At 62.9% G+C, this 23,024-nt stretch carries 21 protein-coding genes; 12 read left to right on the forward strand and 9 right to left on the reverse strand.

What is annotated here, in order from left to right; all coding sequences use genetic code 11:
- Positions 1–1,054 (reverse strand): 3-deoxy-7-phosphoheptulonate synthase (locus ACLEJW_RS22785; RefSeq protein ID WP_440778297.1); only part of this gene is annotated, 1,054 nt, incomplete at its 3' end.
- Positions 1,055–1,286: 232 nt separating this feature from the next.
- Between ACLEJW_RS22785 and ACLEJW_RS22790 the strand changes: the two genes are divergently transcribed.
- The 3 genes from ACLEJW_RS22790 to cysB all read left to right on the forward strand — a co-directional run bounded on the left by ACLEJW_RS22790 (position 1,287) and on the right by cysB (position 3,939).
- Positions 1,287–2,234, forward strand: a complete 948-nt coding sequence (locus tag ACLEJW_RS22790; protein ID WP_313456217.1) for a putative 2-dehydropantoate 2-reductase — start codon at positions 1,287–1,289, stop codon at positions 2,232–2,234.
- A 103-nt stretch (positions 2,235–2,337) separates the two neighbouring features.
- A complete protein-coding gene (locus tag ACLEJW_RS22795; RefSeq protein WP_313300491.1) occupies positions 2,338–2,835 on the forward strand; it encodes a universal stress protein in 498 nt (165 codons plus the stop codon).
- A gap of 129 nt (positions 2,836–2,964) precedes the next feature.
- Entirely contained in the window at positions 2,965–3,939 is a 975-nt protein-coding gene (gene cysB, locus ACLEJW_RS22800; RefSeq protein ID WP_145182069.1) for an HTH-type transcriptional regulator CysB, read from the forward strand.
- Positions 3,940–4,030: 91 nt separating this feature from the next.
- On the opposite strand, the gene ACLEJW_RS22805 is transcribed toward cysB, so the two are convergent.
- From ACLEJW_RS22805 to rloA, 5 genes are all read right to left on the reverse strand, one after another.
- Complete coding sequence (locus tag ACLEJW_RS22805; protein WP_313300496.1) at positions 4,031–4,765, reverse strand: phosphoadenylyl-sulfate reductase; 735 nt, start codon at positions 4,763–4,765, stop codon at positions 4,031–4,033.
- A 90-nt stretch (positions 4,766–4,855) separates the two neighbouring features.
- Positions 4,856–6,199, reverse strand: a complete 1,344-nt coding sequence (gene pabB, locus ACLEJW_RS22810) for an aminodeoxychorismate synthase component I (protein WP_313456220.1) — start codon at positions 6,197–6,199, stop codon at positions 4,856–4,858.
- Positions 6,200–6,344: 145 nt separating this feature from the next.
- Positions 6,345–7,325 (reverse strand): alpha-L-glutamate ligase-like protein, encoded by a 981-nt coding sequence (locus ACLEJW_RS22815; RefSeq protein ID WP_313456222.1) that lies wholly within the window; start codon positions 7,323–7,325, stop codon positions 6,345–6,347.
- Complete coding sequence (gene rloB / locus ACLEJW_RS22820; protein ID WP_145182080.1) at positions 7,325–8,860, reverse strand: osmotic stress tolerance membrane protein RloB; 1,536 nt, start codon at positions 8,858–8,860, stop codon at positions 7,325–7,327. The genes ACLEJW_RS22815 and rloB overlap by 1 nt, the downstream gene beginning before the upstream one ends.
- Positions 8,861–8,865: 5 nt before the next feature.
- A complete protein-coding gene (gene rloA, locus ACLEJW_RS22825; protein ID WP_145182083.1) occupies positions 8,866–9,402 on the reverse strand; it encodes a retropepsin-like aspartic peptidase RloA in 537 nt (178 codons plus the stop codon).
- 296 nt (positions 9,403–9,698) lie between these two features.
- Between rloA and ACLEJW_RS22830 the strand changes: the two genes are divergently transcribed.
- From ACLEJW_RS22830 to prpF, 5 genes are all read left to right on the forward strand, one after another.
- On the forward strand, positions 9,699–10,415 hold the full coding sequence (locus tag ACLEJW_RS22830; RefSeq protein WP_145182087.1) for a GntR family transcriptional regulator: 717 nt from the start codon (positions 9,699–9,701) through the stop codon (positions 10,413–10,415).
- Positions 10,412–11,302: a methylisocitrate lyase gene (gene prpB / locus ACLEJW_RS22835; RefSeq protein ID WP_313300505.1), complete on the forward strand. Its 891-nt coding sequence runs from the start codon at positions 10,412–10,414 to the stop codon at positions 11,300–11,302. Before ACLEJW_RS22830 ends, prpB begins: the two co-directional genes overlap by 4 nt.
- Positions 11,303–11,401: 99 nt before the next feature.
- On the forward strand, positions 11,402–12,529 hold the full coding sequence (gene prpC, locus ACLEJW_RS22840; protein ID WP_145182093.1) for a bifunctional 2-methylcitrate synthase/citrate synthase: 1,128 nt from the start codon (positions 11,402–11,404) through the stop codon (positions 12,527–12,529).
- Positions 12,530–12,607: 78 nt separating this feature from the next.
- Positions 12,608–15,196: a Fe/S-dependent 2-methylisocitrate dehydratase AcnD gene (gene acnD, locus ACLEJW_RS22845; RefSeq protein ID WP_313456228.1), complete on the forward strand. Its 2,589-nt coding sequence runs from the start codon at positions 12,608–12,610 to the stop codon at positions 15,194–15,196.
- A gap of 63 nt (positions 15,197–15,259) precedes the next feature.
- Positions 15,260–16,450 carry a 2-methylaconitate cis-trans isomerase PrpF gene (gene prpF, locus ACLEJW_RS22850; protein WP_313456230.1) on the forward strand — a complete coding sequence of 397 codons (1,191 nt, stop codon included), beginning with the start codon at positions 15,260–15,262 and terminating at the stop codon, positions 16,448–16,450.
- 76 nt (positions 16,451–16,526) lie between these two features.
- Here the strand turns inward: prpF and acnB are convergent, their stop codons facing one another.
- Positions 16,527–19,136, reverse strand: coding sequence for a bifunctional aconitate hydratase 2/2-methylisocitrate dehydratase (acnB, locus tag ACLEJW_RS22855; RefSeq protein WP_145183333.1), 2,610 nt, complete (start codon positions 19,134–19,136; stop codon positions 16,527–16,529).
- 406 nt (positions 19,137–19,542) lie between these two features.
- Here acnB and ACLEJW_RS22860 point away from each other — a divergent pair, with 406 nt between their 5' ends.
- Complete coding sequence (locus ACLEJW_RS22860) at positions 19,543–20,010, forward strand: DUF1289 domain-containing protein (RefSeq protein WP_313456232.1); 468 nt, start codon at positions 19,543–19,545, stop codon at positions 20,008–20,010.
- A gap of 72 nt (positions 20,011–20,082) precedes the next feature.
- Positions 20,083–20,724, forward strand: a complete 642-nt coding sequence (locus ACLEJW_RS22865) for a hypothetical protein (RefSeq protein ID WP_313456234.1) — start codon at positions 20,083–20,085, stop codon at positions 20,722–20,724.
- A gap of 48 nt (positions 20,725–20,772) precedes the next feature.
- Here the strand turns inward: ACLEJW_RS22865 and queD are convergent, their stop codons facing one another.
- Both queD and ACLEJW_RS22875 read right to left on the reverse strand, forming a co-directional pair.
- Positions 20,773–21,129 carry a 6-carboxytetrahydropterin synthase QueD gene (gene queD / locus ACLEJW_RS22870; RefSeq protein WP_145182107.1) on the reverse strand — a complete coding sequence of 119 codons (357 nt, stop codon included), beginning with the start codon at positions 21,127–21,129 and terminating at the stop codon, positions 20,773–20,775.
- A 52-nt stretch (positions 21,130–21,181) separates the two neighbouring features.
- On the reverse strand, positions 21,182–22,261 hold the full coding sequence (locus ACLEJW_RS22875) for a patatin-like phospholipase family protein (protein ID WP_145182110.1): 1,080 nt from the start codon (positions 22,259–22,261) through the stop codon (positions 21,182–21,184).
- 139 nt (positions 22,262–22,400) lie between these two features.
- Between ACLEJW_RS22875 and ACLEJW_RS22880 the strand changes: the two genes are divergently transcribed.
- The gene (locus ACLEJW_RS22880; protein WP_145182113.1) at positions 22,401–22,709 is read left to right on the forward strand and encodes a PepSY domain-containing protein; all 309 of its coding nucleotides are present in this window, start codon (positions 22,401–22,403) and stop codon (positions 22,707–22,709) included.
- Complete coding sequence (locus ACLEJW_RS22885; RefSeq protein WP_313456238.1) at positions 22,709–23,023, forward strand: PepSY domain-containing protein; 315 nt, start codon at positions 22,709–22,711, stop codon at positions 23,021–23,023. The genes ACLEJW_RS22880 and ACLEJW_RS22885 overlap by 1 nt, the downstream gene beginning before the upstream one ends.
- The last annotated feature ends 1 nt before the right edge of the window (position 23,024 follow it).

Below are 23,024 nucleotides of genomic sequence, written 5' to 3' on the forward strand. Positions count from 1 at the left end.
ACACATCCTTGAGCTTGGCGTGCATGCTGCGCAGCGCCTTCTCCGTAGCCGACCAGTCGATGCAGGCGTCAGTGACCGACACGCCGTACTGCAGGTCGTCGAGGTTCTTCGGAATCGACTGACAGCCCCAGTTCAAGTGGCTCTCGACCATCAGGCCGATGATCGACTGATTGCCTTCGAGGATCTGGTTGGCGACGTTCTCCATCACCAGCGGTTGCAGGGCAGGGTCCTTGTTGGAGTTGGCGTGGCTGCAGTCGACCATGATGTTGGGCTTGATCTTGGCCTTGGCCAGGTCCTGCTCGCACAGCGCGACGCTGACCGAGTCATAGTTCGGTTTGCCGTTGCCACCGCGCAGCACCACATGGCCGTAGGCATTGCCCTTGGTGGTGACGATGGATACCCCGCCTTCCTGGTTGATGCCCAGGAATCGATGCGGCTTGGACACCGATTGCAAGGCATTGATGGCGACGGTCAGGCCGCCGTCGGTGCCGTTCTTGAAGCCGACTGCCGAAGACAGGCCGGAGGCCATTTCCCGGTGGGTTTGCGATTCGGTGGTGCGCGCACCGATGGCCGACCAGCTGATCAGGTCTTGCAGGTACTGCGGCGAGATCGGATCGAGCGCTTCGGTTGCGGTGGGCAAGCCCATCTCGGCCAGGTCCAGCAACAGCTGACGGCCAATGTGCAAGCCGTCCTGGATCTTGAACGAGTCATCCAGGTACGGGTCGTTGATCAGCCCCTTCCAGCCCACTGTGGTGCGGGGCTTCTCGAAGTACACGCGCATGACGAGGTACAGCGTGTCGGACACCTCGGCGGCCAGCACCTTGAGGCGCTCGGCATATTCGTGGGCAGCCTTGATGTCGTGGATGGAGCAGGGGCCGATCACCACGAACAGGCGGTGGTCCTTGCCGTCGAGGATGTTGCGCACCACTTCCCGGCCGGCAGTGACAGTCTGCAGGGCCTTGGCGCTGAGGGGTATTTCCTTCTTGAGCTGATCGGGGGTGATCAAGGTCTCGTTGGAGGCAACGTTTAGGTCGTCGATCGGTAAATCAGCCATCGTGTTACTCGTCAGGTCACGGTGCCGGCCGCCAGCAATCCCCGTGCGGCCCAGCAGCAAGAATGTTCGCAGCGGGGAGCCGAACCTTAGCGCGTTAAAGGGTGCGCGACAATGGCCTGGGCTACGCGTTCCAGGGTTTTTCCCTGGCGCTGGCGTCTTTACTGACAGTCACCTTGCGCAAAGCCACGGTAAAAGGTGTAAAAAAGGCAGCCTAACCCAGATGGAGAGCAGCATGACCCTTCGTAAGCAACGCATCGGCATCATTGGCAGCGGCGCGATTGGCGGCTTCTACGGCGTGATGCTGGCGCGCGCCGGGTTCGATGTGCACTTCTTGCTGCGCAGCGAGTATGACGTGGTGCGCCAGCACGGCCTGACGATCGACAGCGCGGTGCACGGGAGCGTGCAGCTGAATGTCCAGGCTTATGCCAATGCGGCAGACATGCCACCTTGCGATTGGCTGTTGATCGGGGCCAAGGCCACCAGCAATACCGAGCTCGCGCCGTTGATCGTCCAGGCGGCTGCCCGTGATGCCAAGGTGGTCTTGCTGCAGAACGGCCTGGGCATGGAGGAGCAACTGCGCGCGGACTTGCCCGCGAACCTGCACCTGCTGGGCGGTCTGTGCTTTATCTGCGTCGACCGGCAGGCGCCGGGGGTCATTCGCCACCAGGCCCTGGGTGCGGTCAACCTGGGTTATCACAGCGGGCCAGCGGCCGATGGCGGCGCGGCGCTCGTCGAAGCCGGTGCCGCGTTGTTCCGCGCTGCGGGTGTCGATTCCCAGGCCATGGCCGACCTGGGCCAGGCGCGCTGGCAGAAGCTGGTGTGGAACGTGCCCTACAACGGCCTCTCGGTGCTGCTCGGCGCCAGCACCAGCGCGCTGATGAGTGACGCCGACAGCCGCCAGCTGATCCGGACCCTGATGGCCGAAGTCGCGCAAGGCGCCGCTGCCTGCGGTCATCCACTGCCTGATGGCTACGCCGACCACCTGCTGCGTGTCACCGAGCAGATGCCCGACTACTGGCCAAGCATGTACCACGATCACGTTCAGCAGCGGCCACTGGAGTTGCAGGCGATCTACGCCGAGCCGCTTGCCAGGGCTCAGGCCGCAGGTTGCGAGCTGGCGCAGGTACGCATGCTGTACCAGGCGCTGCGCTTCATCGAGCGCGCCCGGCGTAGCGCCTGAGTCTGTTCAGGCCGCAGCAGCAGTACGCTGGACGGCTGAACGCGGGTCCGGCGCGCTGCTAAGCTCAAGCTTGCTCTGCCGCAACGGTAGTCGAGGAGGTCGAATGATCCGCTCCATGCTGTACGCCACCGACCTGGGCGTGTACGCCCCGTTTGTCCTGCAGCACGCCTTGGCCTTGGCGCGCGGTTTCGGCGCCGAGCTCTATGTCATCCATGCCGTGGAACCGATGGGGCAGTTCGCCGAGTCATTGCTGCAAAGTTACCTGGATGAGCAAACCCTGGACACCCTGCACAGCGAGGGGGTCAATACCGTCATGGCCAATATCGAGCAGCGGGTGCTGGAGAACTTTCGTGACGAGTTGGGCGAAGCTGCTGACCTCGCCCTGATCAAGGCGATGCGCGTGCGTCAGGGCGATCCGGCCCAGGTCATCCTCGACCAGGCCCAGCGGCTGAGCGTCGACCTGCTGATCTTCGGCAGTCACAGCGCCGGGGCGGGTGTCGACGTGCCCATTGGCCGAACAGCGGTGCGGCTGCTGCAACTGTCACCGGTTCCGGTGTACATGGTGCCGCTTTCCCAGCACCTCGGTAGGAGGAAAGTGTGAAGTCGGCGGTAGGAAATTTCCCAAGGGCATGTAACAAAATAGTTCTAGTTTTATTTCCACAACCACTAATATAGTTATATCCCGTCGCTGCCTGCTGCCGCTGACCTACCGCTGATTCGAGGGAAACCTATGAAGCTTCAACAACTGCGCTACATCTGGGAAGTGGCGCACCACGACCTCAACGTCTCCGCGACGGCGCAGAGCCTGTACACCTCGCAGCCGGGGATCAGCAAGCAGATCCGCTTGCTCGAGGACGAGCTGGGAGTCGAGGTATTCGCGCGCAGCGGCAAGCACCTGACTCGCGTCACGCCTGCTGGCGAGCGCATCATCAATACGGCCGGGGAGATCCTGCGCAAGGTCGAGAGCATCAAGCAGATTGCCCAGGAATTCTCCAACGAGAAAAAAGGCACCTTGTCGATCGCCACGACCCACACCCAGGCCCGTTACGCACTGCCCCCGGTGATCAGCAATTTCATCAAGCAGTATCCGGAAGTGTCCCTGCACATGCACCAGGGCTCACCGATGCAGATCGCCGAAATGGCCGCTGACGGCACCGTTGACTTCGCCATCGCCACCGAGGCGCTGGAGCTGTTCGGTGACCTGATCATGATGCCGTGCTACAAGTGGAATCGGTGTGTGGTGGTGCCCCAGGGCCATCCGCTGACCAAGCTGCCGAAGCTTACCCTCGAAGCGGTTGCCGAGTACCCGATCGTCACCTACGTGTTTGGCTTCACCGGCCGCTCCAAGCTGGACGAGGCATTCAACCACCGTGGCCTGACGCCGAAGGTGGTGTTCACCGCAGCCGATGCCGACGTGATCAAAACCTACGTACGCCTGGGGCTGGGCGTGGGTATCGTGGCCAAGATGGCGGTCGATACCAAGCTCGACAGCGACCTGGTGGCGCTGGATGCCAGCGAGCTGTTCGAGGCCAGCATCACCAAGATTGGCTTTCGCCGCGGCACATTCCTGCGTGGCTTCATGTGCGATTTCATCGAAAAATTCGCCCCACACCTGACCCGCGAAGTCATGGCCAAGGCCATCCAGTGCCACAACAAGCAAGAGCTCGAAGAGCTCTTCGAAGGCGTCGAACTGCCTGTGCACTAGGCAGCTACAGTTACAGGGTTCAAGCTACAAGCAAAAGCGGCCCATTCGCAGGCCGCTTTTTTCTTGAGGCGTGAACTCGCAGCTTGCAGCTTCAAGCCTTGCCGATCAGGTTGCCGGCGTGCAGGCCGCATTCTTTCTGGGTCGACTCTTCCCACCACCAGCGACCTTCGCGCTCGTGCTGGTTCGGCAGCACCGGGCGGGTGCAGGGCTCGCAGCCGATGCTGATGAAGCCGCGTTCATGCAGGCTGTTGTACGGCAGCTCCAACATGCGGATGTAACCCCAGACTTCTTCGCTGGTCATCTGCGCCAGAGGGTTGAACTTGTACAAGGTGCGCTCAGGGGTCGAGAACGCGCTGTCGATTTCCAGTGCTGCCACCTGGCTGCGCGTGCCAGGGCTCTGGTCGCGGCGCTGGCCGGTGGCCCAGGCGCTGACCGTGGCCAGCTTGCGGCGCAGCGGCTCGATCTTGCGGATGCCGCAGCACTCGCCATGGCCGTCGCGGTAGAAACTGAACAGCCCCTTTTCCTTGACGAACGGGTCGAGCTTGGCGCGGTCCGGGCTGAGGATCTCGATCGGCAGGTTGTAGTGTTCGCGTACCTGATCGATGAAACGGTAGGTCTCAGGGTGCAAACGGCCGGTGTCCAGGCTGAACACCTTGACCTGCTTGTTCAGCTTCCAGGCCATGTCGACCAGCACCACGTCCTCGGCACCACTGAAGGAAATCCACAGGTCGTCACCGAAGTGATCGAACGCAAGTTTGAGGATGTCCTGCGGGGACTTGCTGGCGTAGGTCGCGGCCAGTGCGGCGACGTCGAAAGGTAGGCTCATCAGGCGGTTTCCATCTTGGCTATGGCGCTGTGCGCTCGTAATGAGGGGATGGTAACAAAAAATGGCCAGGTAGACGCCTGGCCGGCAGGCTCAAAGGCTTTGCAGGGTCTGCAACAGGACGCGGACCTTGGCGATCGATTCTTCGTATTCGGCCTGCCAGTTGGAGTCAGCCACCACCGCACCGCCGCCCCAGCAGTTGACCTGACCGTCCCTGACCAGCAGGCTGCGAATGGCGATCGAGCTGTCCATCTCGCCGCGTACGTCCACGTACAGCAGCGAGCCGCAGTACAGGGCGCGCCGCGTTGGCTCCAGCTCGTCGATGATCTGCATGGCGCGGATCTTCGGGGCGCCGGTGATCGAGCCGCCGGGGAAACTGTCGCCGATCAGGTCCAGCGCGTCTTTGTCCGCGGCCAGTTGCCCGGTGATGCTGCTGACCAGGTGGTGCACGTTGGGGTAACTCTCCAGGCTGAACAGCTCCGGCACCTTCACCGAGCCGATGGCGCAGGTGCGTCCGAGGTCGTTGCGCAGCAGGTCGACGATCATCAGGTTTTCCGAGCGATCCTTGCTACTGTGCAGCAGCTCCTCGGCATTGCGCGCATCCTGGGCAGGGTCGTCCGCGCGCGGCCGGGTGCCCTTGATCGGGCGAGTCTCCACCTGGCCCTCATTGACGCGGATGAAGCGCTCTGGCGAAAAGCTCAGCAGCGCGCTGCCATCGGCCAGCTGCTGGTACGCGGAAAACGGCGTAGGGCAGGCTTGGCGCAAGGCCTGGTAGGCCCGCCAAGGATCGCCCTGGCATGGTGCTCGAAAGCGCTGAGTGAGGTTGATCTGATAACAGTCGCCGGCCTGAATGTAGCGCTGCACCTGATCGAAAGCCACCTTGTATTGCTCGGCCTGCAGGTCGCCCCGCATCGGCGCCAGCAGGTGGAAATCCCCGCAGCTCGAGGTGTCGGCAGCGTCGAACAGCGTCGTCAGGCGAGTACGTTCGGTTAGCGCCAGGGCGGGATGGAACACCAATTGACTGGTGCACAGCTGGTGGTCGGTGATCAGCGCCCAGGCATACAGGCCAAGCTGCGCATCGGGCAAGCCCAGGTCGTCGTTCGCCTGATGCGGCAGCTGCTCAAGGCGTCGGCCGAAATCATAGCTCAAGTAGCCGATCAGGCCGCCCGCGAAGGGCAGCTCGACACCGGCAGGTAACTGCGCATCACCCAGCTGCAGCAGGCTTGCGCGCAGTCGCTGCAGGTAAGCGCGGCCGTCTTCCTCTGACGCGACTTGCAGGTGCTGCAAGGGCCAGGCGCTCAATAGATCGAAGCGGCCACGCGTCGCGTCAGGGCGAGCACTGTCGAGCAGGATCGCCCCTGGCGCCTGGCGCAGGCGGGCGAAATAGACGGCGGGGTCAGGCTGGTAGGGCAGGGGGTGAAGCGTGCAGGTCGGCATCAGTAGGGACGGCGATGTAAAAGCGAAGAGGCCGATTGTAGACCCGTGCATGGATGGCGCCTAGCGTCAGGACGACATTAAGCGGCCTGTTTCACCGGGCCGCTTCACCGGGTGCATGCCACCCCGGTGAAGCGGCCGCCAGTGGTCAGTGTGGATGCACGTGGCCGAACAGGCTCTGCGCAACGCGCACCCGCTGCTCGGCATCTTCGCTGATGCCGTCTTTGGCCAGCGCCTCGATGTGCGCCTCGACGGCGTGAGTGCGCTGGGTCAGGCCGGTGTCGTTGGCGATCTGGATGTTCAGGCCGGGGCGGGCGTTGAGTTCGAGAATCAACGGGCCTTTGTCCTGATCCAGCACCATGTCCACGCCGATGTAGCCCAGCCCGCACAACTCATAGCAACCGGCGGCCAGCTTCATGAAGCCGTCCCAGTTTGGCAGCTGCACGCCGTCCACCGCATTGGTGGTGTCCGGGTGCTTGCTGATGATGTTGTTCAACCAGGTGCCGCGCAAGGTCACCCCTGTGGCCAGGTCGACGCCGACACCGATGGCGCCCTGGTGCAGGTTGGCCTTGCCGCCGGACTGGCGGGTCGGCAGGCGCAGCATGGCCATGACCGGATAGCCCATCAGCACGATGATGCGGATGTCAGGCACCCCCTCATAGCTGATGCTCTTGAAGATCTGGTCGGGGGTCACCCGGTATTCGATCAGCGCGCGGTCGCGGTGGCCGCCCAGCGAGTACAAGCCGGTGAGGATGCTCGAGACCTGGTGCTCGATTTCCTCGTGGCTCATGATCTTGCCCGATACCGTGCGGTAACGGTCCTCGAAGCGGTCGGCGATCACCAGGATGCCGTCACCGCCGGCACCCTGGGCCGGCTTGATGACGAAGTCGCTGCGCCCGCCGATGATCTCGTGCAGCTTGTCGATCTGCTTCTCGGTCTCGATGATGCCGTACATTTCCGGCACATGGATACCGGCCGCCAGGGCGCGCTCCTTGGTGATGATCTTGTCGTCGACGATCGGGTACAGGCTGCGCTTGTTGTACTTGAGCACATAGTCCGCGTTGCGCCGGTTGATGCCCATGATGCCCCGGGCCTCCAGGGCTTTCCAGGTCTTGATCAGGCCAAACATCAGGCGTCAGCCTTCTTCAGGAATGCCTTGAAGCGTACGAGCTCGGTCAGGCGATAGCCGCGGTAGCGACCCATCGCCAGCATGAAGCCCACCAGGATCAACAGCACGGCCGGGAAGGTGAAGACGAAGTACACCAGCTCCGGCACCATCATCAACAGGTGCGCCAGCGAGGCGGCGAACAAGGTACCGATCGCGACCTTCATGGCATGGCCACCGCCGCGCTCTTCCCAGGTAATCGACAGGCGTTCGATGGTCATGGTCAGGATCACCATCGGGAACAGCGCCACCGACAGCCCGCGCTCAAGGCCCAGCTTGTGGCTGAACAGGCTGATGGCGGCGATCAGCACCACGACGAAGGTCAGCACCACCGACAGGCGCGGCAGCATTTGCAGCTTCAGGTGCTCGAGGTAGGAGCGCAATGACAGACCCAGGGCGGTGATCACCGTGAACAGCACGATACCAAAGCCCAACTGCGTTTCGCGGAAGGCCAGCGCGATCAGCACCGGGGTGAAGGTGCCCAGGGTCTGGATACCGATCAGGTTGCGCAGCACCAGAATGACCAGCACGCCGATCGGGATCATCACCATGATCATGAAGGTCTGCTGGGTCTGCAGGGGCAGGCCGTAGAGCGAATACTCGAGGAAATCGGCGTCGGTGTTCTCGTCGGTCAGCTTGGCCAGGCGGATGGCGTTCATCTCGCTGTTGTTCATGCTGAAGGTGACATTGGCCTTCTTGCCGCCATCGACGGTGATCAGGTTGTCGTCACCAGTCCACCACAGCAGGCGATCGTTCGGCAGGCCCTGCTCGCCGGTGTCGGGGTTGAAGTACAGCCAGTCGCTGCCGTTGAAGCTGCGCAGCCACAATTCTGGGGTTTGCGGGGTATCGGCGACCAGGCGGATGGTATGGACTTTTTCCATCGGCACGTGGGCGATCGACAGCAACAGGTCGATCACCTGAGCCTTCTTCATCGGCGAAGTGTCGCCGCCCAGCAACAGCTTGACGTTGTCGTCGTTGAGGTTGTTGACCCGCTTGATGGTTTCGCTGACGAAGGTCTCGACATCCGCCGAATGCTGGCGTATCGGCGCCATCAGCGCCTCGGCGGCGATTTTCTCTGGGCCTTCGATGGCCAGGCTGTCGCGGAAGGTCGGGCCTTTGACCGTGGCCTTTTCCTTGCTGTAGCGCTTGGTCAGCACCAAACGGTAGTAGAGGGTCTGGTTGCCGCTGGCGCGACGTGCCGACCAGGTTACCTTGCGGTTACCGTCGGCGCGGTTGACGCTGACCCCGTAGTTGTTGGAGATGAAGCTCTCGTTGAGGCTCACGTAGTCGCGATTGAGCGGCGGCACGAACATCTGGATCTTCACCGGATCCTTGGTGCTGGCGACGAACTCGACCTTGGCGTCGATGTTCCACAGGTCGTCGGTTTCGTCTTCGGTGACCGGAATGCCCAGCACGAGGATCTGATAAGCCGTGACCGCCACGCCGAGCAGCACCAGCACGGTGATCAGGACTTTCAAATGGAGGGTAAGAGAGCGCATCGGGATTACTCTGCTTTGGGAGCGTCGGTGGCACAGGCAGGTTTGCCGGCCGCGTATTTGAGGCTTGGGTCGACCAGCGCGTCGAAGTGCTTGAGCGCCTCGGAGCCGATCAACAGCGGAAACTGGAAGGCGCTGCGGTCAGTGAGGTTGACCTCGATGGTGCGCCGGGCCTGGCCCATGCAGATAGCCAGCTCGATGACTGGGCGCGCGGTGTAGGCCTTGCCGGACTGTGCATCGTAATCGCCAGCGCGGCGCTTGATCTTGCTGACGCGTGCCAACGGGCGCTCGATCGGGTGCGAATGGGCGGCATCGATGGCCAGGTAGAAGCGTACCCAGCTTTCGCCGTTGCGTTTGAAGCGCTTGATATCGCGGGCGCTGAGCGAGGCGGTCTTGGCCCCGGTGTCGAGCTTGGCAGCGACCTCCAAGTCAAGATCGCCCAGCCGGGCGTATTCGTTCAGACCGTACACGGTCTTGCCCGCTGCCTGGCCAAGGGCCGGTAGCAGGGTCAGGCATAACAGCAGAATGACGGGTGTAAGTCTCATAGTCCTGGCGCGGTGAGCTGGGCAGATTGTGGGGCAAAGGTGACTGGCAACGACTGCGCACGCTTGCTCGTTCATCTGTCGACAACATGAATCGGCGACAGAAACGCGCTCCCTGCTCCGTTGGAAGCGCGGCATTCTATCACGCCGACGTCTTGACGCCAGCGCGCCGCGTTCAGACAACGGCGGGGCGGGCTTAGTTCGCGATTAGACGATTGTCGACAATGTCGATTTTACCTTTGACTGCAAACCTCTGATTCGCTAGTTTCAGTAAAAGTGTGCCTCAAGGTGTCGACAATATGCTGGACCTCACCACCCCCAGACCCGCCGCGTCAGACGATACGGAAACCTTGTCCGAGCATGTCTTCCGGCGCATCCAGGCGGCTATCGTCAAAGGCGACATCGCGCCGGGCAGCAAGATTTCCGAGCCAGAGCTTGCGCGTACCTACGGCATCAGCCGCGGACCGCTGCGCGAGGCGATCCACCGCCTGGAAGGTCAGCGCCTGTTGGTCCGGGTGCCACATGTCGGCGCGCGGGTGGTGTCACTGAGCCACGCCGAGCTGATCGAATTGTATGAGATTCGCGAATCGCTTGAAGGCATGGCCTGCCGCCTGGCCGCCGCGCGCATGAGCCAGGCCGACATCGACGAGTTGCGGGCGGTACTGCAGACCCATGAGCGCGACGCCGCGTTCCAGGCCGGGCTGGGTTACTACCAACAAGAAGGCGACTACGATTTTCACTACCGGATCATCCACGGCAGTGGCAACCAGACCCTGGTGAAGATGCTCTGCGGCGAGCTGTATCAGCTGGTGCGCATGTACCGAATCCAGTTTTCCGCCACGCCCAACCGGCCCCGCCAGGCCTTCAGCGAACACCACCGCATCCTCGATGCCATCGAAAGCCGTGACGGCGAGCTGGCCGAGCTGCTGATGCGCCGTCATATCGGCGCATCCAAGCGCAACATCGAGCGTCACTACCAGGACGCCAACAACAATGACCTTCGAGGTGATCAATGACTCAGCACAGCACCCCTGGACAGCGTTTTCGTGACGCCGTTGCCGCCGAACATCCGCTGCAAGTGGTGGGCGCGATCAACGCCAACCATGCCCTGTTGGCCAAGCGTGCCGGCTTCAAGGCCATCTACCTCTCCGGCGGCGGTGTGGCAGCAGGCTCGCTGGGGCTGCCGGACTTGGGCATCAGCAACCTGGACGATGTGCTCACCGATGTGCGGCGCATCACCGATGTCTGCGACCTGCCGTTGCTGGTTGATGTCGACACCGGCTTCGGCGCCTCGGCTTTCAACGTGGCCCGTACCGTGCGCTCGATGAGCAAGTTCGGCGCGGCGGCCATCCATATCGAGGATCAGGTCGGGGCCAAGCGCTGCGGTCATCGGCCAAACAAGGAAATCGTCTCGCAGCAGGAGATGGTCGACCGCATCAAGGCAGCGGTCGATGCCCGCAGCGATGACAGCTTCGTGATCATGGCGCGCACCGATGCGCTGGCGGTGGAGGGCTTGAACGCTGCTCTGGATCGCGCTGCAGCGTGCGTCGAAGCCGGGGCCGACATGATTTTCCCCGAAGCGATTACCGAGCTTGCCATGTACAAGACCTTCGCCGAGCGGGTGCAGGCGCCGATTCTGGCCAACATCACCGAGTTCGGCGCCACGCCGCTGTTTACCACCGAGGAGCTGGCGTCGGTCGATGTGTCGCTGGTGCTCTACCCGCTGTCGGCGTTTCGCGCCATGAACAAGGCCGCAGACAATGTGTACAGCGCCTTGCGCCGGGATGGCACGCAAAAGAATGTGATCGACACCATGCAGACGCGCATGGAGCTGTACGACGCCATCGGCTACCACGCCTTCGAGCAGAGCCTGGATGCGTTGTTCGCCCAGAAAAAAGCCTGAACCGGTTCTGGCTTGCGCGCCACCAATCCGCGAGCAAGCCAGGCAGCAAATGCCGATAAGCCCGATTTTCCATAACAAGTTCAAGAAAGGAGAAACACCATGGCCGAAGCAAAAGTTCTCAGTGGTGCAGGCCTGCGCGGCCAGGTGGCCGGCCAGACTGCACTGTCCACCGTCGGCCAGGCCGGCGCCGGCCTGACCTACCGTGGCTACGATGTTCGTGACTTGGCCGCTGGTGCCGAATTCGAAGAGGTCGCCTACCTGCTGCTGTACGGCGAACTGCCCAGCCAGGCCGAGCTTGCCGACTACAAGCACAAGCTCAAGAGCCTGCGCGAATTGCCGCAGGCGCTCAAGGAGGTGCTCGAGCGCATCCCGCGCGATGCGCATCCGATGGACGTGATGCGCACCGGTTGTTCGGTGCTCGGTACCCTGGAGCCGGAGCTGACCTTCGAGGCCCAGTGCGACAGAACCGACCGCCTGCTGGCGCTGTTCCCGGCAGTGATGTGCTACTGGTATCGCTTCAGTCACCACGGGGTGCGCATCGATTGCAGCAGTGACGAGCCAACCCTGGGTGGCCACTTCCTCTATCTGCTGCACGGCAAGCAGCCGAGCGAGTTGCACGTCAAGGTAATGAACGTGTCGCTGATCCTCTATGCAGAGCATGAATTCAATGCCTCGACCTTCACTGCGCGGGTCTGCGCCTCGACCTTGTCGGACCTGTATTCCTGTGTCACGGCCGCCATTGGCACGTTGCGCGGGCCGTTGCACGGCGGTGCCAACGAGGCGGCCATGGAGCTGATAGAGCGCTTCCAGAGCCCACAGCAGGCCACCAATGAACTGCTGCGCATGCTCGAACGCAAGGACAAGATCATGGGCTTCGGCCACGCGATCTACAAAGAGTCCGATCCCCGCAACGAGGTGATCAAGGGTTGGGCCAGGCAGCTGGCCGATGAGGCTGGCGACACCGTGCTGTATCCGGTGTCCGAGGCCATTGACCGGACCATGTGGGAGCAGAAGCGCCTGTTCCCCAACGCCGACTTCTATCACGCCTCGGCGTACCACTTCATGGGCATCCCGACCAAGCTGTTCACGCCGATCTTCGTCTGCTCGCGCCTGACTGGCTGGGCCGCGCATGTCTTCGAGCAGCGCGCCAACAACCGCATCATCCGCCCAAGCGCCGAGTATGTGGGCGTCGAGCAGCGCCAGTTCGTGCCAATCGAGCAGCGCTAAGGCATAGGCTCCCGGGGCTGCGCAGCAGCCCTGGGGGCCAGACCTGCATACCGAATACCGTGACCGAGCCTGAAGCCTATGAACACTGCATACCGCAAGCCCCTGCCAGGTACTGCCCTGGACTATTTCGATGCCCGTGCGGCGGTCGATGCGATCAAGCCCGGCGCCTACGACCGTTTGCCCTATACCTCCCGAGTCCTGGCCGAGAACTTGGTACGACGCTGCGATCCGGCCACGCTCGATGCCTCGCTGGGCCAACTGATCGAGCGCAAGCGCGACCTGGACTTCCCGTGGTTTCCGGCACGCGTGGTGTGCCACGACATTCTCGGGCAGACCGCCCTGGTCGACCTGGCCGGTCTGCGTGATGCCATTGCCGACAAGGGCGGCGATCCGGCCCAGGTCAACCCAGTGGTGCCAGTGCAGCTGATCGTCGATCATTCGCTGGCGGTGGAATGCGGCGGTTATGACCCGCAAGCCTTCGAGAAGAATCGCAGCATCGAAGACCGCCGCAACGAGGACCGTTTCCACTTCATCAACTGGACCAAGAAAGCCTTCAAGAACGTCGACGTGATCCAGCCAGGCAACGGCATCATGCACCAGATCAACCTGGAGAAGATGTCGCCGGTCATCCATGGCGATCATGGCCTGGCGTACCCCGACACCTGTGTCGGCACCGACAGCCACACGCCCCATGTCGATGCCTTGGGGGTAATCGCCATTGGTGTCGGCGGCCTTGAAGCAGAAAACGTCATGCTAGGTCGCGCCTCATGGATGCGCTTGCCGGAAATCGTTGGCGTGACCCTGACCGGCCGGCTGGCGCCCAGCATCACGGCCACGGACCTGGTGTTGGCCCTGACCGAGTTTCTGCGTCAGCAGAAGGTGGTCGGTGCGTACCTGGAGTTTCACGGTGAAGGAGCCAGCGCATTGACCCTGGGCGACCGCGCCACGATCTCCAACATGGCCCCGGAATACGGCGCCACCGCCGCGATGTTCGCCATCGACCAACAGACCATCGATTACCTCAGGCTGACCGGTCGCGATGATCAGCAGGTGCAGTTGGTCGAAACCTACGCCAAGGTCGCCGGCCTGTGGGCCGACAGTCTGGCCCAGGCCGAATACGAGCGCACCCTGAGCTTCGACCTGTCGAGCGTGGTGCGTAACATGGCCGGCCCGTCCAACCCGCATGCCCGTGTCGCCACCCGCGACCTGGCGGCCAAGGGCATCGCCGGTGCCTGGCAGGATGTGCCGGGGCAGATGCCCGATGGCGCCGTGATCATCGCGGCGATCACCAGTTGCACCAACACCAGCAACCCACGCAATGTCATCGCCGCCGGCTTGCTGGCGCGCAACGCCAACCGCCTGGGCCTGGTGCGCAAGCCCTGGGTCAAGTCGTCGCTGGCGCCGGGTTCCAAGGCGGTGCAGCTGTACCTGCAGGAGGCAGGGCTTGAACGCGAGCTCGAACAGTTGGGCTTTGGCATCGTCGCTTTCGCCTGCACCACCTGCAACGGCATGTCGGGTGCGCTCGACCCGCAGATCCAACAGGAGATCATCGACCGCGACCTGTACGCCACCGCCGTGTTGTCGGGAAACCGTAACTTCGACGGCCGCATCCACCCTTACGCCAAGCAGGCGTTTCTCGCCTCGCCGCCACTGGTGGTGGCCTACGCGATCGCCGGCACCATCCGCTTCGACATTGAAAAAGACGTGCTGGCCGTGGTCGATGGCCAGCCGATCCGCCTCAAGGATATCTGGCCCAGCGACGAGGAAATCGATGCAGTCGTGCGCGCGGCGGTCAAGCCTGAGCAGTTCCGCCAGGTCTATATCCCGATGTTCGCCATCGAAGAGGATCGCGGGCCGCAAGTGGCGCCGCTGTACGATTGGCGGCCAATGAGCACCTATATTCGCCGCCCACCTTACTGGGAGGGCGCCTTGGCCGGTGAGCGAACCTTGCGCGGCATGCGGCCGTTGGCGGTATTGCCCGACAACATCACCACCGATCACTTGTCGCCTTCGAACGCCATTCTGCTCGACAGCGCAGCCGGGCAATACCTGGCGAAGATGGGCCTGCCCGAGGAAGACTTCAACTCCTACGCCACCCACCGTGGCGATCACCTGACCGCCCAGCGCGCCACTTTCGCCAACCCCAAGCTGTACAACGAGATGGTGCGCAACGCCGACGGCAGCGTGAAGCAGGGCTCGTTGACGCGCATCGAGCCCGAAGGCCAGGTGACGCGCATGTGGGAGGCCATTGAAACCTACATGCAGCGCAAGCAACCGCTGATCATCGTTGCCGGGGCCGACTATGGTCAGGGATCCTCGCGTGACTGGGCGGCCAAAGGCGTGCGCCTGGCCGGCGTCGAGGCGATCGTTGCCGAAGGCTTCGAGCGCATCCACCGCACCAACCTGGTAGGCATGGGTGTGCTGCCGTTGGAGTTCCAGCCGGGCACCGATCGCAACACCCTGGGCCTGGATGGCAGCGAGACTTACGACGTGCTTGGTCAGCGCAAGCCGCGGGCGACCTTGACCCTGGTGGTCACCCGGCGCACCGGGGAGCAGTTGCAGGTGCCGGTCACCTGCCGGCTGGACACCGCCGAGGAAGTCTCGATCTACGAGGCGGGCGGGGTGTTGCAACGCTTTGCCCAGGATTTCCTCGAATCAACCGTGTAGCGGCGCGCAGAGGGCTGCCTGGCAGCCCTTTGCGCCTACCCATTGCAAAGAGAACAGCTCACCATGGCACATGCACCGCAGATCAAGATTCCCGCCACTTACATGCGTGGCGGCACCAGCAAAGGCGTTTTCCTGCGCCTGCAAGACTTGCCGGAGCCTGCGCAGACGCCAGGGCCTGCGCGCGACGCGCTGCTGCTGCGCATCATCGGCAGCCCCGATCCCTATGGCAAACAGATCGATGGCATGGGCGGCGCCACCTCGAGCACCAGCAAGACGGTAATCCTGTGCAAAAGCACCAGGGCCGATCATGACGTCGACTACCTGTTCGGCCAGGTTGCCATCGACCAGCCCTTCGTCGACTGGAGCGGCAACTGTGGCAACTTGTCGGCGGCGGTCGGCTCGTTCGCCATCGCCAACGGCCTGCTCGACCCGGCGCGGATCCCGCGCAACGGCGTGGCGGTGGTGCGTATCTGGCAGGCCAACATCGGCAAGACGATCGTCGCCCATGTGCCGATCGTCGAGGGTGAGGTGCAGGAAACCGGCGATTTCGAGCTCGATGGCGTGACCTTTCCAGCCGCAGAAGTACAACTGGAGTTCCTCGACCCAGCGGCCGATGAAGAGGGCGCAGGCGGGGCGATGTTCCCCACCGGCAACCTGGTAGACGATTTGCAGGTGCCTGGTGTTGGTACGTTCAAAGCGACCCTGATCAATGCCGGTATCCCAACCGTGTTCATCGACGCTGCCGCGCTCGGCTATAGCGGTACCGAGTTGCAAGAGGCGATCAACGGCGATGCCCTGGCATTGCAGCGCTTCGAGGCCATCCGCGCCCATGGCGCCGTGCGCATGGGCCTGATCGAGCACATCGATCAGGCAGCAGGGCGCCAGCATACCCCCAAGGTCGCGTTCGTGGCGCCGCCGAGCGACTACACGGCCTCTAGCGGCAAGGTGGTGAGCGCTAGCGACATCGACTTGTTGGTCCGTGCCCTGTCGATGGGCAAGCTGCACCACGCGATGATGGGCACCGCTGCTGTAGCCATTGGCACCGCCGCCGCTATCCCAGGCACGCTGGTCAATCTTGCCGCTGGCGGCGGCGAGCGCAGCGCCGTGCGCTTCGGTCACCCCTCCGGCACCCTGCGCGTCGGCGCCGAAGCGCGCCAGGTCGACGGCCAGTGGACTGTCATCAAGGCGATCATGAGCCGAAGCGCACGCGTATTGATGGAAGGCTGGGTGCGCATCCCCCAAGACAGCTTCTAGATAACGCGCATAAAAAAGCCCCGGCATTCGCCGGGGCCTTTACTTACAGCTTGCAGCTCGAAGCTCGCCGCTGCCCTTAGGCCTGAACCACCGGGATCTGCGCGTTGGCAGCCGCTTCGCGGAACTCGGCGATCTGGTCGAAGCTCAGGTAGCGGTAGACGTCGGCAGCCATGCTGTCGATGTCCTTGGCGTACTGCATGTACTCCTCGACGGTCGGCAGCTTGCCGATGATCGAGGCGACTGCGGCCAGTTCGGCCGAGGCCAGGTACACGTTGGTCGCATCGCCCAGGCGGTTCGGGAAGTTACGGGTCGAGGTCGACACCACCGTCGAACCGGTCTGCACGCGCGCCTGGTTACCCATGCACAGCGAGCAGCCTGGCATTTCCATGCGCGCACCGGCCTTGCCGTAGATACCGTAGTAGCCTTCTTCGGTCAGCTGGTGGGCGTCCATCTTGGTCGGCGGGGCCAGCCACAGACGGGTTGGAATGCCACCCTTGACCTTCTCCAGCAGCTTGCCGGCAGCGCGGAAGTGACCGATGTTGGTCATGCACGAGCCAATGAACACTTCGTCGATCTTCTCGCCCTGGACCGAAGACAGCAGGCGGGCATCGTCCGGGTCATTCGGGGCGCAGAGCACAGGCTCCTTGACGTCGGCCAGGTCGATTTCGATGATTTCAGCGTATTCGGCATCGGCGTCGGCCGACAGCAGCTCAGGGTTGGCCAGCCAGGCTTCCATGGCCTGGGCACGACGCTCCAGAGTCCGGGCATCGCCGTAGCCTTCGCCGATCATCCAGCGCAACAGGGTGATGTTGGACTTGAGGTATTCGGCGATGGCCTTTTCCGGCAGCTTGATGGTGCAGCCAGCAGCGGAACGCTCGGCGGACGCGTCGGACAGCTCGAACGCTTGCTCGACAGTCAGCTCGTCCAGGCCTTCGATCTCCAGGATGCGGCCGGAGAAGGCGTTTTTCTTGCCCTTCTTCTCGACGGTCAGCAGGCCCTGCTGAATCGCGTAGTAAGGGATGGCGTGTACCAGGTCACGCAGGGTGATGCCAGGCTGCAGCTTGCCCTTGAAGCGGACCAGGATCGACTCCGGCATGTCCAGCGGCATGACGCCGGTGGCAGCGGCGAACGCGACCAGGCCGGAACCTGCCGGGAACGAGATGCCGATCGGGAAGCGGGTGTGCGAGTCGCCACCGGTACCCACGGTGTCGGGCATCAGCATGCGGTTCAGCCAGCTGTGGATGATGCCGTCGCCTGGACGCAGCGACACGCCGCCACGGGTGCGGATGAAGTCTGGCAGGGTGTGGTGGGTAGTGACGTCGATCGGCTTCGGATACGCCGCGGTGTGGCAGAACGACTGCATGACCAGGTCAGCCGAGAAGCCCAGGCAGGCGAGGTCTTTGAGCTCGTCGCGGGTCATCGGGCCGGTGGTGTCCTGGGAGCCGACGGTTGTCATCTTCGGCTCGCAGTAGGCGCCTGGGCGTACGCCCTGACCTTCAGGCAGGCCGCAGGCACGGCCGACCATCTTCTGCGCCAGGGTGAAGCCCTTGCCGGTGTCGGCAGGCTGCTCTTGCTTCTTGAACAGCTCCGATGGGCCCTGGCCCAGCTCGGCACGGGCTTTTTCGGTCAGGCCACGGCCGACGATCAGCGGAATACGGCCGCCAGCACGGACTTCGTCAAGCAGCACTTCGGTCTTCAGCGCGAAGGTGGTAACCAGCTCATCGCTGCCGTGACGACGGACTTCGCCCTTGAACGGATAGACATCGATGACGTCGCCCATGGCCAGGTCGGTGCAGTCGAATTCGATCGGCAGGGCGCCGGCGTCTTCCATGGTGTTGTAGAAGATCGGGGCGATCTTGGTGCCGAAGCAGAAGCCACCGGCACGCTTGTTCGGCACGTTCGGGATGTCGTCGCCAAAGAACCACAGCACCGAGTTGGTGGCCGATTTACGCGAAGAACCGGTACCGACCACGTCGCCAACGTAGGCCACTGGGTAGCCCTTGGCGCGCATGGCTTCGATCTGCGCCAGCGGGCCGACCGAGCCTGGTTGCTGCGGCTCGATGCCGTCACGGGCCATTTTCAGCATGGCCAGGGCGTGCAGCGGGATGTCAGGGCGCGACCAGGCGTCCGGGGCAGGGGACAGGTCGTCGGTGTTGGTTTCGCCAGGCACCTTGAACACGGTCAGGGTGTACTTGTCGGCGATGGCAGGGCGCGAGGTGAACCATTCGCCAGCGGCCCAGGACTGCAGCACGGCCTTGGCGTGGGCGTTGCCGGCCTTGGCTTTTTCGGCCACATCGTGGAAGGCGTCGAACATCAGCAGGGTGTGCTTGAGCTGCTCGGCCGCGACGGCGCCCAATTCGGCGTCATCCAGCAGCGCGACCAGCGTCTCGATGTTGTAGCCGCCCTGCATGGTACCGAGCAGTTCGGTGGCATGCTTGCGGTCGATCAGCGGCGATTGGGCTTCGCCCTTGGCCACGGCGGAGAGGAAAGCGGCCTTGACGTAGGCAGCCTCGTCGACCCCTGGCGGTACGCGGTTGGTGATCAGGTCTACGAGGAAGGCTTCTTCGCCGGCCGGCGGGTTTTTCAGCAGCTCGACCAGGCCTGCAGTTTGTTCGGCGTTCAGCGGCTGGGGCACGATACCCAGGGCGGCACGCTCTTCGATGTGTTTGCGGTAGGCTTCAAGCACAGTTATTACCCTCATCAGTGGTCCCTAAAGGGGGTCCGGGACGCTCATCCAGCATTCGATGCACCCATGCGCAGTGACGGCTTTGTGGGCCGCCCAGCCTGGGTCGCAAAGAATCCTTACAGAAGCTGCTTTCAAAGTTTTACGCCTGCAGAACGGGAGCTGATGAGGGCTGGCGCGGGCATGCGAGGGTTGCATGGCCCGGGCCAACGCCGTTCTACCGGATGAACTGTGCTCGTGACGCTTTGAAAACAGCTTCCAACGGACATTGTTGCCTTTGAAAAGGCCGGATGATTCTACGGCAAAAAAATCGCCAAGGTAAGGCGCAGGGCATCACTTTAACGGGTGACCCTGGTTAGACAAAGGGCTAACATGGCCCGGTGTTCCCCCGCCAAGCCGTTGTTTTCCAATGTCCAACCAGTCCATCAAGACGCCGTGCGTCGGCCTTTGCTCAACCGTCTACGGCGACACCGTGTGCCGCGGTTGCAAGCGCTTTCACCACGAAGTGATCCACTGGAACGGCTACGACGAGCAGCAGAAACGTGCGGTCTGGCTGCGCCTGGAGCAGCTGTTGGTGCAGGTGATGATGGCCAAGCTCGAGGTGTTCGACAAAGGCCTGCTGCGTCAGCAATTGCAGCAGCGCTCGATCCGTTTCGTCGAGCAGCAGTCCGAGTACTGCTGGGCGTATCAGCTGATTGCGCGCGGTGCCCGCATGATTCGCGACCTAGAAGCCTACGGCATGGCCTTGCTGCCGGAGTTTCGCGAGTGGGAGCTGCCGCAGTTGCGCGACGCCATCGACCGTGAGTTCTTCCTGCTCTCCGAAGCCCACTACCAGCGCTATATCGCTCCGGCGTTCCTTCAACAGACGCTCGAGTGATGGCTTCCGGCTGATAAGGCCGGCGCGGGGCGCTTAGCGTTGAGGTTCTCGAATCTGACGTGGAGAGTCAGCATGAGCAACTTCATCTACAGCCCGAACGACACCTTTCTTGCCCGCTGCTGGTGGCAAGGTAGCCAGCGCATCAACGTGGACGCCTGGGAGCAGGTGAAACACCAGCTTGCCGCCGTCTGGGTGCAGACCGGTGGGCGTCATGCACGCGACAGCCACGACCGCTACCTGCAGTGCGAAGCACAAGGTCGATGGGTGAAAAACCTCGAGCCCAACCTCTACACCACACCGACCCTGCAGTTCTGGGAGCTTTTCTGGTTCGGCGCGTACACGCGCGGTACGCCGACCGACGACAAGCCGCGCTACTACGAGATCCGCCCTGTGGATCGGGTCTGGAGCATCGGCGCATGGACGCTGGACTACAGCGCGTCGAAAGCCTCCGGGTATGCGGGCATCTGGCAGGCGTCGCACGTTCGTGGCGCCGAGCTTGCGCCCGAAGCGCGGCTGTGGACGATCGATGGCATGCCGCGCCTGGGCCCGACCTCAGGCCAGCGCCGCTACAACATGCGGCTACTGGTCCCCGGCGGCAAACCCTTGCGTCGGCATGAGCGCGATGGCGCGATCTTCCTCAATGTCCATCAAGGCGAAGGGGGCATGGTCGCCATGCAGATCATCAGCAAGCCCCATGTCACCAGCCAGTCCTGAACCGCCGCGCTGTGCAGCAGGCCGGCGCAATGCCTGCTGCACCGGGCTTCAGTCGCCGGTGTACTCGCAGCCGCTGGTGCAGGTTTCGTGGATACGCACTTTCGACAATTCAGGCAGCAATGGCTTGACCTGATCCCAGATCCATTTGGCCAGTACCTCGCTGGTTGGGTTTTCCAGACCGGGGATGTCGTTCAGGTAGTTGTGGTCCAGGCGCTCGTAGATCGGCTTGAACACCGCCTTGATTTCCGAGAAATCGCGAATCCAGCCAGTATGCGGGTCGAGCGGGCCGGTCAGGTGCAGACCCACCTTGAACGAGTGACCGTGCAAACGGCCGCATTTGTGGCCGTCAGGAACATGAGGCAGGCGATGCGCCGATTCGAAGGTAAATTCCTTGAAGATTTCCACGCTTTTCAACTCTTTGTGAATCGTTAATGCGCGCAGTCTACCAGCATGCCCGCTACAAGGCTTGCAGCTGTTGGTGCAAGCGCCCGGTGGCGATCAACTCCAGCAGCTCGTCGCCCAAACGCTGACTTTCGGCGATGGCCTTGTACCAATAGCGCTTGCGGCTTGCCGCATCACCCATGAAGCGCTTGAAGTCGTTACGGTCGGGCAACTTGCCGTAGGGCAGTGCAGCCAGGTACTGCGGCGATGGCGTCATCAACAGCACATTCTGCAGGCGCGTGGCATCGCCCTTGCGCCAGGGCAGTGCCTTGTCGAACCAGCCCGGCACGACCTTGTCGGTGAAGTGCGGATACAGCACCAGGTCATTGCCTTGGTAAGGCAAATCCAGGTGATAGTCGAGCAGGCCGCCATCGCGATAGGTGCCAGAGCCTGCGCCAGGAATATCGCGCACCCCTTGCATCACCATCGGGATCGAGCCTGACGCCAGCAATGCATGGCGCAGGTTATCCAGGCCCAGTGGCAGGCAGCGCGAAGGGAAGTCGGTCAGGGTGTCGAGCGGCGGCGCACTGCGCGCATCGTGCAGGATGATGCGCTCGAAGTGCCGGGCCAGGCGCGAGCGCCCCAGCAGGTTGCTGGCGATCACCGAACCCAGGCCCACGCCCAGGCGGCCACGGTGGTCGTGGGCGAGCTGGCCATGGCTCTTGACTACCAGAATGTTCAAGCGGTAATGCGGGTTGTCGAGAATCTGCTGATCGCGCCCCTGCAACAGCTCGTCGAGCATGCGCTGGCAGCTTTGGCTGATCTGCGCTGGGGTGACGCCTTTGGCGAAGTCCTGCTCGGTATACAACTCGCCCAGCCGCCGGATACCCGCCACCGGGTCCTCGAGGCAGGCACTGGCGAAGCGCCACGAGCCGATCGAGGCCCCGATCAAGGCGCGCTGGCGCGGCGCCGACGGCAACCAGTGCCCAAACAGCGCCAGGTCCAGGCCCTGGATGCCCAGCGGCTTCGGTCCGCCCGCAGCGCCTGGCAGCACGCCGACATCGGCTGCCAGCAGGCCTTTGTCACGAATGTGCTGCAACGCCCGCTGTCCGGCCTTGAAGGTCAGGGCGGGAAACTTGATGTGAATGGCGCTCATGGCAAATCTCGAAGGCGGGTGGCCGACAGGCCGGGTGACGTACGTTATCATGCCGGCCGTTGCTTTCAGGTTGAATTAAGGACCGCTGGATAGTCTTAACCCCGTAGACAACTTCCAACGTCTCTTACGGAGAACACCTATGAAAACCCTGACTGCCCTGTTCACTGCCGCTGCCCTGACCCTGGGCGCCAACGCTGCCTTCGCCAAGGATGTGCAGCCTGACGAAGTGGTCAAGCTGGTCAACGCCAAGACCATCAAGTCGCTCGACGAGCTCAAGGCCGCCGCCGTGGCCAAGCACCCAGGCGCCACTGTCACCGATTCGGAGCTGGAGAACGAATACGGCCGCTACATCTACAAGGTCGAACTGCGTGACGCGCAGAACGTCGAGTGGGATGTCGACATGGATGCCAAGACCGGTGAAGTCCTCAAGGACGAGCGCGACAACTGATGATCAGCCTGCTGCGGCCTGCACGCTACCTGGCACTGACGTTGCTGGCCGTCTGCTCGCTGGCCGTGGCCCGGGACCTCGACCAGGACGAGGCCCTGAAGCTGCGCCAGAAGGGCGTCATCCTGCCGCTCGAGCAACTGCTTGAAACCGCCCTGGGGCGTCACCCCGGGGCGCGTTTGCTGGAGGCCGAGCTGGAAGAAGATGATGAGCGCTACGAATATGAAGTCGAGCTGCTGACCAAAGATGGCGTGGTGCGCGAGGTCAAGCTCGACGCCAGCACCGGGGCGCTGCTCAAAGACGAGGAAGACGACTGAC

It is taken from the genome of Pseudomonas sp. SMSB3 (assembly GCF_052041965.1).
Lineage (GTDB): Bacteria > Pseudomonadota > Gammaproteobacteria > Pseudomonadales > Pseudomonadaceae > Aquipseudomonas.